The following is an 11,678-nucleotide window of genomic DNA, read 5'->3' on the forward strand; positions in this document are numbered from 1 at the left end:
ACGCCTACAACCAATGACACACCTCGACCACCCCAGAGACGGGCGGAGGTCTTCAGACTCGCTGATTAAGACTCAACTGCCCTCCGTGATCGAGCGTCCGAACCGGCTCCTGGACGTCCACTTACGGTCGGGGCTGTCCAAGACTCCATTGATCTTCATGCCGGCCCGTCCTTTCCACGACCGACGCGCCAACATAGGTCGGGAAGGCATACCCGTTGCTCACTGAAGTGTGAGCCCAGTCGCATCTCGCTGTGCTAGGTGAGATCGCCTTGTGGTTCTTTGCCCACCGCCAAGCTCCCCCGCTGCAGAGACCGACCGCTCTCCCCCATCCCGAGACACAGAACGGATCGAATCTTGATCAGGCTCCACCGGCCTCCGGACCTGAGTCACCAGCGTCTAGGTCGTTCATCCACGCCTTGACGGGAATCGCAGGCGGGGTCGGTCTACTCCGGAACCGGCGTGAGTTGGCGGCGTAGGCCGCTTCCAACGTCGCGGCCCGCTGGAGGCGGATCTGGCCGGCGGTGCCGAAGTGCGCCGACGCCGGGGCGTGCAACCCGATGTGGGAATGGCGGTGATGGTGGTTGCAGTTGGAGAAAAAGTGCCTCGCAGAACGCGCGGGCATCGTCCAGGCCGCCGAACCGCTCAGAGACGGCCGGACAGAGCTTCAACGCGTTAAACGCCGCCTCGGAGTAGGGGATGTCGTGGCTCGCTTTTGGGGCGCGAGTGAGAGCGACTGATCTGCAACTCCACCAGCAGCGCTTTCCCGATGCTCGACCCGCCGGCCACCCACGTCCCGGGAGTAGCTGTCGAGCATCACATACAGGTCATAGACCACGCCCGGCCGTAGCCCCTCCGGTTTGGTGATGTCCCAGGTGAACACCTGCGACGGCGGCCGAATCAGGACCGACTGTGGCGCGGTGGCGTGCCTGCGCGTCGCTCAGGCACGCCCCTTCTCGGCGCGCAGCAGCCGATACATCGTGGAGATCGAGTACAGATATAAACCCTCATCCAGCAGGGTCACCCACACCTGCGGCGGCGCCTAGGAGCTGTTTCCTGGATCAGGTTCGGAGCCAGATGATCAGGCTGGCCAGGGTGACGGTACCGAGGAAGATGTAGGCGCGTTTGTCGTACCTGGTGGCCACGGCCCGGAAGTTCTTGAGCCGGTTGATGGCCCGCTCGACGACGTTGCGGGCCTTGTATCGCTCGGCGTCGAAGCCGGCCGGGCGGCCACCGGCTGACCCGCGTCTGCGTCGGTTGGCTTGCTGGTCTGCAGGTTCGGGGATGGCGTGCCGGATGCCGCGGCGGCGCAGGTAGGCGCGGTTGGCGCGGGAGGAGTAGGCCTTGTCGGCGGCCAGGCTGTCGGGCCGGGTGCGGGGACGTCCCGGCCCCAGCCTCGGCACCCGGATGGCCTGCAGTACCGGCCGCAGGTGCGGGCTGTCACCGTGCTGGCCGGGCGTCAAGACCACTGACAACGGGCGGCAGCGGCTATCGGCCGATAGGTGGATCTTCGTGGTGAACCCGCCCCGGGACCTGCCTAGGCATTCCCCAGCTTGACCACCTCCACCAGCCGGGCCACCAGCTTCGCCAACACCGGATCGAGGCGCTTTGTCCCCGCGCCGGCCCCCTTTTGCCCGACCATCGCGGGCCGGGCACGGGGCGCCCCGGCCGCATGCTGATGCGCCCGCGTGGTGGTGGAGTCCACAGCAATGTCCCAGCCCACCTGGCCCGCCGCGTCCTCGGCCGCGCGGACCGCTGCCAGCAGCCGCTCCCACGTGCCATCCGCCGACCAGCGCCGATGACGCTTGTAGACCGTGATCCACGGCCCGAACCGCTCCGGTAGATCCCGCCACGGCAGCCCAGTACGCGCCCGATACAGCACCCCATTGATGGTGACCCGATGATCGTTCCACCGTCCACCACGTTGACCGCCCTCGGGAAGCAACGCGATCAACCGCTCCCACTCGGCGTTCGTCAGATCTCCACGACCCATGAACCCATCGTGACAACGCAGGTACTCACAGTCAGCCGATCCAAGAAACAGCTCCTAGGAGCGACCCTGCAGAACCTTGGCCACCTGCTCCACGTTGACCCGCTTCATCGCGGTCTTCTCCGCCGCCGACGCTCCCCGCAGCGCGTCGATCTCTCCGTGCTGCTGGACCAGCATTGCGCCTGCCGAACACTACGTCCGTGCAGTTCAAGCGGCGTGTGAGTATTCGCGGAGGATGCCTCCGAGCCGGTCGTGTCGGCGGATGTTCAGGTCGATGATGCGCGCCGGTTCGGTGATCGGGTCGGGGACGGCGCGAAGTGGAGCCGCCTGGCCGAGGGCTTGATGAGCGCGATGCTCGTTGTAGAACTTCTCATACTCGCCCAGGGCGTGGCGTAGATGGCGTTCATTCCAGAGCAGGCACCGGTCCAGGAGTTCGCGGCGGCAGGTCTGCACCCACCGCTCCATGATGGAGTTCATACGCGGCATCCGGATGCCGGTGAGCACCGTGTGAATACCGGCTTCGGCGAGGATCTCGTCCATAAGTACGGGGAACTTGCCGTCCCGGTCGCGGATCAGAAAGCGTGCCCTGCAGCGCGCGTCCTCCAGGTCCATGACGAGGTTTCTTATCGCTTGAGTGACCCAGGCCGCGGTCGGATGGGCGGTGGTGCCAAGCACATGGATGCGCCTGGTGGCAGGCTCGATGACGGCCAGGATGTAGTGGCGCTGTCCGTTCAGGGTGACGGTTTCGATGAAGTCACAGGCCAGGAGCGCGTTGGCTTGTGATCGTAGGAAGTCGGCCCAGGAGGTAGGGACTCTCTCGGGTGCTGGATCGATGCCTTCTTGCCGGAGGATCTCCCAGACCGTGGACGGCGCGACCTTGAGGCCGAGTGTGGTGAGCTCGCCGTGCACCCGCCGATATCCCCAGGAGGGGTTCTCCCGGACCAGACGCAAGACGAGGGCGCGGATGGAGCGGACCGTGGGCGGGCGCCCAGGGCGCTTCGGCCGGCAGGTTCGGGCGTGCCGCTGCTTCACGTACTCGCGCTGCCAGCGCAGGATGGTGTCCGGGCGGACGACAAGCCGGAATCGGCGCAGGACCGCGCGGGGAAGCGAGGTCAGGAGCGCCGCCAGGAAGAGGCGGTCCTCGGGGGCGAACCTCACCCGTACATCGACGCCGAGCTGCCGTTCCAAGACCATCATCTGATGACGCAGGGCGAGAATCTCGACGTCCTTGTCCCGATCGCTCATCGGCAATAGCCGTAATGCGGCGAACGCGTTCGTGACAGTCAGATAAGCCAGACGAAGGAGCACGACCGATCATCATGCCGCACTCGGCTCCATCTCCTGGCCGGCCTGAGCTCAAGCCGCCACACAAAGCGCTCGCACGGCGATGACCAGGCCGGATGTAGTTATCGGCAGGCGCAGTCTCGGTGTCACGCGACACGCTGATCCGGTTGGTTCGCGCCCTGCCCGATCCGCCGACCGGGCAGGTCACTGTGCCGGGCGTGGACGAGTGGTCCAAACGCCGCGGCCGATCGTTTGCGACCGTGCTGGACGACGACCAGGCCGACACCTTCGCCGCCTGGCTGCGCGGCCACCCCGAGGTCCAAGCCCCGCCCATCAGAGCGGCGGGACTCATTTATGTTCGCGTGAAATACACGCCTCTTCGTAGTCCAGTACGGCCTTTTTGGACTCGCGTGTAATTATGCCGATAATCGCAGTGTAGCTAGCCTTCGGTGGAACATCGATGGCAAGAAGTGAGCGGATTGACCCCGCCTCCGCCTCGCACCCCATTTGCTCCAGCTCGTTCCTAATCTGACTTTCGGCATCTTCTTGAAAGAAGATAAGTCGCAGCGTCGAATGACCTTTTGCAGATAGCAATTCGGAGAATTGCGCTTCATTTCCTTTTGTGTCATAGGAGATAAAATCTCCTCTGCTGATGCCAGTTACGAAGAAGGGGATGCTGAGGACTTCACCCACACCATCGGTGAGGGGCCGAACCCAGATCCCCTCCTCTGTGTATGGGGGGTAGCCGTCCTGGTCTTGTTCGAGAGGAAACATCACACGAACAGCACTAACATCTAGATCGGACATGCTACCTCGCACTTCTCCTACCGCTCCAGTGGGAGGGTAGTTCTTCGGATAAATTCAACCTGACGCTACAGCGGCCCCTTGGGGATGTTGCTCCAGTTGCCGTTGCATACGACACATGTTACTCGACCGTTCCAGGGCGACCCTGGACCGCCTAGCGACTCGGGCCAAATATGATCGATCCGCGTTTCTAGAGGATTCGTAGGAACGCCGCGACGCGACTGCTGGGCGGGACTCGTCGCTGCCCCACAATCGTCACAGACGGTTTGTCCACCATTATTATTGCGGGATTCTTCGATGACCTTCCGCTTTCCGGCTCGCGTGAATGGTTTGCCTGCTCGGCTCATATCCGCATCGAGGTCCGAAGCAACACCTCGCGAGTCTACTTCAAAGCGACATCCATCGGGATTGGTGTTGTGAACCAGGATGTTTTGGTCTCCGGCACCGACATAGTAGGTGTGGATGTCGGCGACGGTGAGGTTGTGGACGCGACTGATCGCGCTCCATTCGGAGACTGATTCGACGCGGATGGCTTGGCCGGCGGGTCCGCGCAGAATCACGCCAGGACGTACCGTCTCAGCCTCGACCCAGGCGCGTGTCTGCTGGTTCCAGACGGGATGGTTGGCGGTGGCGGTTACCGAGCCCGTTTCCCGCTCTCTGGCTTTGCTGCCAGTTGCGGTGATCTGGACGAGTGTCTTCTTGCCTTCACTGGTGAGAACGTTCGTGACGGGCTTGGCGAAGGTTTTGCCGGTTTGGGGATCGGTTGCGAGTACCGTATCGCCGATCTTGATCTTTTCGATCGATTTTTGAGTCCCATCGGCCATCAGCACCTTTGTGCCGGGAACAAAGCTGCTGCAGGACGTCTTAGCATCGGGTTCTTTTCCTACGACGGACTGTTTGGCGCCCAGCTTTGCGTCATTTTCGGAGGCCGTTGCCGGCTTTCCGTTCTTCCAGCCGAACAGCATCGCCTTAAGACCTGCAATACCAGCAACGTGCGCTGGTACCGCGGGGCCCTCCGATTGCGTCAATTCGCTCGTATTGAGGGTGCGCATGTACATCGGGCCGAGTAGATCTTGACGGAGACTGTCGTCGGCATCGCAAGCCGCGATATCGTCGCAGATCAAGCCGGCCAGCGACCATTCTTCGTGGGCGACTGCTCCGGGACGGTCGTAATGCAACAGCGCACGTTTCATCTGCGCCGTATAGCGCTGGTACCAGAGCCTGATGAACTCTTCTCGGGCTGCTCCGGAGAGTCGGGAGATCATCGTGGTGTAGACGGCGGATGGGCCTGAGCCGTGCCTGCTGTCGACCCACTGGGGCATGGTGCCGGTGGGGTCGCTGGTTGTGACGGGGTTGTTGTTGGCGTAGCTGTAGCCGTGCATCTGCTGCGGACTGGCCAGGTCCATAAGGGGGTCGACGCTGATGAAGCGGCCGATGGTGGGATCGTATTCGCGGGCGCCGAGGTGGGTCAGGCCAGAGGTGTCGTTGATGCCAGTGCCGAGGAAGCCGTGGTCACCCGGCCAGGTGCCGGTGGATCCGCGCAGGCTACCGAAGGGCAGGGTGCGGCGGTAGGCGACGACCTGGGTGGCGCCGTTGATCGACAGTTGGCCGGTGCCCTGATGGTCAGGGGAGAGGAAGGACAGGGAGCTGGTGGTGCGGATGGCGGTGGCTCCGCCGCCGAGGTTGTAGTAGCGGGTGGCGTTGACGACGCTGGTTTTCTTCAGTTCCATGCCGCCGGGCAGGTAGAGGGTGACGGTGGTGCCGTCGCGGCGGATCAGCCGGTTGCCGGAAGCGTCATACAGGTAGCTGAGGGTCTTGGTGCCGTCGGTGATCTTCTCGAGGTGGCCCTCGGTGTCCCAGGTGAGGGTTTGAGCGGCGTTGGTGCCGATCTTGCGGGTGGCGGTGTTTCCGGTCTGGTCGTAGGTGTAGGTGTCGGTGCGGGCTCCGGCACCGCCGGTCTGGTCGACCTGGGCCAGGCGGTGCTGTCCGGCTCCGCCGGCGGGGTAGGTGTAGGTGCGGATGGTGTCGGCCGCGCCTGCCAGGCCGTGCTGGGTTTCCTTGGTGCGGTTGCCGGTGGTGTCGTAGGTGTAGGAGTGCCAGTACGGCTGGATGCCGCCGATCTCCGTGCTGGAGGGGCTGCTCGTGCAGGTGGTGTCGCCTTCGGCCCAGGTCTCGCTCAGGCGGCGCAGGTAGTCGAAGGCGAAGCACTGGGTGTCGGTGCCCTTGGCGGAGACGTCGGCGACGGCGGTGATGTTGCCGGCCGCGTCGTAGCTGTATGTGGCCGACCGGTCGGTGCCTGCCTGGTTTTCGCGGTTGACGGCAGAGTTGGCCAGGCGCTTGGTGCCGTACTGGTAGGTGTAGGTGAACCAGGAGCGCTTGGTGGCAAAGTTGCCGACCTCCTGCTGCTGGAGCTGGCCGGTGAAGGAGTAGTCCGCCCTGGTCAGATAGGTGCCCAGGTTGGAGCTGATCGCGGTGATGCGGTTGAGGTCGTCGTAGGTGGGGGTGACGACCTCGGCCGATAGGCCGCCCGCGTCCGGGTAGCCGGTGGACTGAACGGTGGCGTCCAGGTTGTAGACGGTATTGAACTGGTAGGCCCCGGCCAGGGTGCCCTCAGTGGAGGGGATGGTGATGGTGGTGCGGGTGACCCGGCCCATCACGTCGTAGATGTCGTTGCTGGTGGTGTAGGCCTGCCCGGCCGCGTAGCGGGTGGCGCTGGTCAGCTGGCCCTTGCGGACGGTGTCGTAGACCGCCTTGGTGAGCAGGGTGCCGGTCGGGGAGCCGTCCCGGGTTTCGGTGACGCGGGACAGCGCGTCGTAGCCGGTCCAGAGCGTTTTGGCACGTGCATCGGTGGTGGTGACCACCCGGTCGAGGTCGTCGTAGACGGTGGTGGAGATGCCCTTGTCCGGGTCGTTGCTACCGATCTTCCGGCCGCGTTGGTCGTAGGTGTAGGACCAGGTGTTGCCGGTGGCGTCGGTGACGCTGGCGAGCTTGCCGGTGGGCGTGTACCCGTAGCTGATCTTGTCATAGTCGCCGGTGGGCGAGTCACCGTGGTACTGGCGGACCTCGGCGGTCTGCCCGCGGGCATCGCTGATGGTCGTGGTGGCGGTGCCGCCCGCGGGCGGGTCGACGTGGATGCGGTCGCCGCCGTAGGCGGTGGTGGTGCGCCACTGTTCGGTGCCGTCCCCGGCGCCGAGCAGGAACTTCTCGACGGTCGGGCGGCCGAGGCCGTCGTAGTCGTAGGCGACCTGCGATTCCACGCCGTCAGTGACGTCGAACAGCACAGCGTCTGGGGCGCTGGTGGCGTAGTAGGTGTCGTACTTGCGGCCGACCTTGCCGTTTTGGTCGTAGAAGGTGTCGCTGATCAGGCGTCCCCCGTTGGGGCCGGGGGCCTGAGTCTGGCGTGGCCTGAGCAGGCCGTCGTAGAGGGTGTAGGCCCACGGCGTGTAGGAGGAATCCGCTCGCAGCGCGCGGGTACCGACGGCGACGATCGCCCCGGCGCTCATCTTGTAGGCGTATTCGAGGTTGGGAGTGTGATTGGAGGCCTTGGAGCGGTTGGGCTGCCAGACCTTGGTCAGTCTGCCGAGGGCGTCGTAGGCCAGGTCGGTGCGTCCGCCCGCTGGGTCGGTCTTCGTGACGGGCAGTCCCAGCGCAGGGTCGAGGGTGGTGATGGTGACCTGTGCGGTGGCCGGGTCGGATGCGACCGCGCGCGGGCTGGTCACGGTCGTCTGTGTGGGCAGGCCGCTGGCGGGGGTGTAGCCGGTGGTGGTGACCCTGCCCCCCGCGTCGGTCACCGTGAGTGGACGGCCGTAGCTGTCGTAGGTGGTGGCGGCGTTCGTGATGTAGGTGGCGGTGGTGCCGTTGTGGCTGGCCACCTGTTCGACCTTGGTGATGCGGCCCAAGCTGGGGGCGGCGCCGAGCGTGCTGTTGTCGTAATAGGTGCGGGTATCGCTCACCACCTGCTTGGCGCGATCTGGCGCTACCGCGCAGCCGACCGAGACGGTTTCGGCGCGGGCGACGTAGTTGACCAGATGGCCGGAGGTGTTGGGGGCGGTATAGGTCGTGCGCGTACAGCGGTCGTCGACCCCGACGCTCACATCCCCGAGATCCTCAGCCTGGGTCACCAAGCCGTAGGTAGTCTCATACGTGTTGTTGATCCGGGTCTGACGCCAGCCACCGGCCTCCAGCGCAGTCCAGGTTCGAGCCGAACCGGTGCCAAGCAGGGTGGCGCTGACCGATCCCCACGAACGGGTCCGAGTGGCAGTGACGTGCCGCCACGGGGTGTCGACCGTCTTGGACTCGACAGGGCCGCCCGGTCCGTCGTGAACGGTGGTCTTGAGGGAGAACCCCTCCAGGCCTTCGTAGTCGGTGTAGTTGCCGCCTTCGCCATCGGAGACGGTGACGGTCTTGAGGTCGCTGCCGTCGACGTTGGCGCGGTCACCGTGCATACCGCGCAAGAACAGGCTGGTGGACTCGGTCTTCATCGGACCGATGGACCCGCCGGAGCGGGTGGTGACACTGCCGTAGCCGCGCCACTGCGACCAGGTCTTGTACTTCTCCTTGGTCAGGCCGTCATCGTCGTCGAAGTGCCAGGCCGCGCCACCGTTGTAGGTGTAGGTGGTGAGCTGGGAGGGGGATTTGCCGGTCAGGTCAGAGACCGTGACGTCGGTGACGACGTACTTACGGAACCAGTCCAGGGTCGGGTTCTTAGTGCCGCCGGACTCCCACCACACCGGGAAGCAACGCCGGGTGTTCGTCGCCGGGGTGGGCAGGTCGTCGGGGGCGCAGTCCGGGGCGGAGTAGTTGACCTCCACGGCGCCGCCGGACTCGTCATAGACGGTGGACAGCCGGTACTTGATGAACGGCGGGATGTCGTCGCCGGGCCGGTCGACGCGGTTGGGGGCTTGTTCGTGGTTGAAGGTGACCGGCGGCAGTGCGATGGGGTCGCCGGTGGCGCGCCCGGTGTGCTGGATCTGCTTGAGCAGCAGCGCCGCATCGGCATCAGCCCGTCCCCAGTCCTGCTGCAACTCCCAGGAGTCGACCGGCTGGTAGCTGCCATCGGTCTTCAGAACACTGGTGGTGACGCCGGTGAGCCGCTTGCGGGTGAAAAAGGCCGGTGACAGGACCTTCTCGCACTTGCCGTCGGCGTTCTTGCACTGCAGGTCCCAGGGCACATCGGGCCAGTCCTGCGGGTGGTCGTCGATGGCAGCCGGGTCGCAGGTGACGCCCGCTGCGGGGATGCAGCGTTCGGAGACGGTGAAATCGACCTTGGCCAGCGGTTTGGCATACAGGTTGGTGGAGCGATGCCCGTATTCGATGCGGTCCAGCCAGCCGCCCCGGTCATAGGGGGTGACGTCGCTCGGGGTGAGGTTGCGACCGTAGGTGTTGCCCTCGGCCTGGTAGTAGTAGGCGATGGCGTTGCCGGTGGGGTCGACGACGTAGTCGAGGTTCCACCGGTAGGCCTGCTGGCACCAGGAGTCGACGAAGTTGCTGACATCCGCCTGGTCGCCGTCATAGCAAGGCTCACCCTTGTTGTTGCCGTACACCGGCACGGTAAGAGTGGACTTGGTGTCGGGCTTGCCGCTGCTCCAGCCGGGCAGCCGGTTGCGACCGAAGAAGTACTGGGTGCCACCGGGGGTGGTGATGCGCCAGTATTCGCCGTCGTTGTCGCCGTTCCCGAGCGCGGTGTCGGCGAGCAGGTCGATGCGTGAGCCGTCATCGTCCTTGAACTTCCAGCTGTTAGCGTCGACTTGGATCAGTTCGCCGCCCTTGCCGTTCCAACTGACCGTGGCGTTGTTGTAGGCCCAGCACCGGTCGGGGACCTTGGCCTGCTTGGCGTAGTTGTACTCGCCATCGTCGCCGCAGGACTTGTAGCGGCGTTCGATGAACCCGGGCGACAGATCAAAGCCTTCCCCTACCCAGGAGGGCTGGGTGTTGGTGGAGGCGACACGGCCATCCACACTGCCCGAGGAATACTCAATGGCCAGGTTCGGAACCAGATCACCCGGTACCCCAGGCACGTGCATCGGGTAGGACCAGCCGAAGTCGCCGGTGTTGCCGCCAGCGTGCCAGGTGGCCGAGGCCGCCAGTGAGGTGGCCTCGTAGTCGCCCTGCGAGCCGGAAGGACCTGCGACGGCAGCCAACACCATCGGAGAACCGTCGGCAAGAGTACGGGCCGTTTGCGGCGCATCCTGCTGGCCGGTGCCGGTCGGCGGCGTGGAGGCGGCGGCACCTGCGGGGATGACGACGGTGGCGGACACGGTGGCGGTCGCCGGCTGGTTGATCGACGGCAGCTCGGTGACACTCTGACAGGCGACCTGGTCCGGGGTGGTCAAGGCACAGGCCGGCAGTTGCACCAACCGGAGCCGGGAGCCGTAGCTACCACCGTAGGCAGCGGCGATGCCGGAGTAATTCAGGGACACCTCGGCGGCGCCGACCTTGGTGGTCTGCGTGGGTGTCAGGCTCAGCAGCAACCCGTCCAGACCCAGCTTCGTGGCCTGCGCACGGTCATGAACGGTGAGCGTGACCAGGCCGGAGGCAGGCGAGGTGGCAGCAGTGTTCTGGCTACGCCCAGTTTCTGCCTGGCTCTTTGTCGCTGCTGCGTCGGCGGGGCGTACCTGCACCGGCAGACCAGAAGGGGCTTTGGCTGCCGCACGAGCAGATGCGGTCAGATCAACCGTTGCCGAAGCAGCGGCAGGCCAGGTCGGCGGGGCGAACGGCTTGCCGCCCGCCAAGGTCGGGTCAGGCCTACGCTCCCGGACCTTCGCGATCTTGCCAGTGGCGATCTTATCGTTGGTGGAGGTCTCGGGCCGGCCGCCAACGGCCGCCTGAACGGGCATCTCTGACAACAGCGAGCAGGCGAGGGCGGCCACGCCGAGCACTGCCGTCGAAAGGCGCAAGCGCCGCCGAAAGCGTGGTGAGGAAAGCCTGGTGTGGGGCGTGCTGGGAGGCACGGAGAACTCCAACGACGTCGGGAAAAGCGGACATGTTCAGGGCTTAAGCCGTCTGCGCCGGCACGCCACATACGGGGCCCACATAAAGGGGCGCAACCCGGCCCGGGGCCGAGCAGGCTGGCGATTGGTACGGCGGTCCCAGCTACAGCGGCTCACGTCGACGCGCAGCGCGCGTGCGTCGGTCTTGCTGCGTTGCGCGCGGGAGAACGCGGCCCGCGCGCGATGAGGTGGAACTGCCACCCCGGGATGCCTGCCTCACAAAAACCCCAAGAAAAAGTAAAGAGGGGATAAAACGGCAGGAACGTATCAGATCACTATCAAGATCATCTTTCGGGCGAGGGTGACGAAACCACCCTGTTAGGCCTGGAGGCCCCGTAGATACTCAGGAGTCGGCGCCACAAAGATCAGCTTCTGCCCTACTACGATTCGATAACACGCGGCCGAGATGATGGGCCATGGCGACCCAGGCGCGCCCGACGTGACTGTCCTCGCTTTGGGGTGTCTGTCCGTCAGCGGCAGGCTGCGACCGCCGGCTAGAGATTGTGATCTAGTTGTTACGCCCGCTCCCAAATAGAGTCCGGCCATCCATGTCGTCGACAGGGGCTGATGCTGCGATGCTCGTTAGCCCTCAGGCTCGCCATGGACCCCTAAAT

Annotated in this window: 3 protein-coding genes and 1 pseudogene; all 4 read right to left on the minus strand. The window is 65.0% G+C overall.

What is annotated here, in order from left to right; all coding sequences use genetic code 11:
* Nucleotides 1-1,058: 1,058 nt before the first annotated feature.
* The 4 genes and pseudogenes from ACIBG8_RS43015 to ACIBG8_RS43030 all read right to left on the minus strand — a co-directional run bounded on the left by ACIBG8_RS43015 (nucleotide 1,059) and on the right by ACIBG8_RS43030 (nucleotide 10,944).
* Nucleotides 1,059-1,990: pseudogene (locus tag ACIBG8_RS43015) on the minus strand (IS5 family transposase).
* Between the two features lie 204 nt (nucleotides 1,991-2,194).
* Nucleotides 2,195-3,295 (minus strand): integrase core domain-containing protein, encoded by a 1,101-nt coding sequence (locus ACIBG8_RS43020; RefSeq protein ID WP_397349028.1) that lies wholly within the window; start codon nucleotides 3,293-3,295, stop codon nucleotides 2,195-2,197.
* Between the two features lie 324 nt (nucleotides 3,296-3,619).
* Nucleotides 3,620-4,078: a DUF4265 domain-containing protein gene (locus ACIBG8_RS43025; protein ID WP_397349029.1), complete on the minus strand. Its 459-nt coding sequence runs from the start codon at nucleotides 4,076-4,078 to the stop codon at nucleotides 3,620-3,622.
* Between the two features lie 65 nt (nucleotides 4,079-4,143).
* A complete protein-coding gene (locus tag ACIBG8_RS43030; RefSeq protein ID WP_397349030.1) occupies nucleotides 4,144-10,944 on the minus strand; it encodes a polymorphic toxin-type HINT domain-containing protein in 6,801 nt (2,266 codons plus the stop codon).
* Nucleotides 10,945-11,678 lie beyond the last annotated feature (734 nt).

Source organism: Nonomuraea sp. NPDC050556, from assembly GCF_044457355.1.
GTDB lineage: Bacteria > Actinomycetota > Actinomycetes > Streptosporangiales > Streptosporangiaceae > Nonomuraea.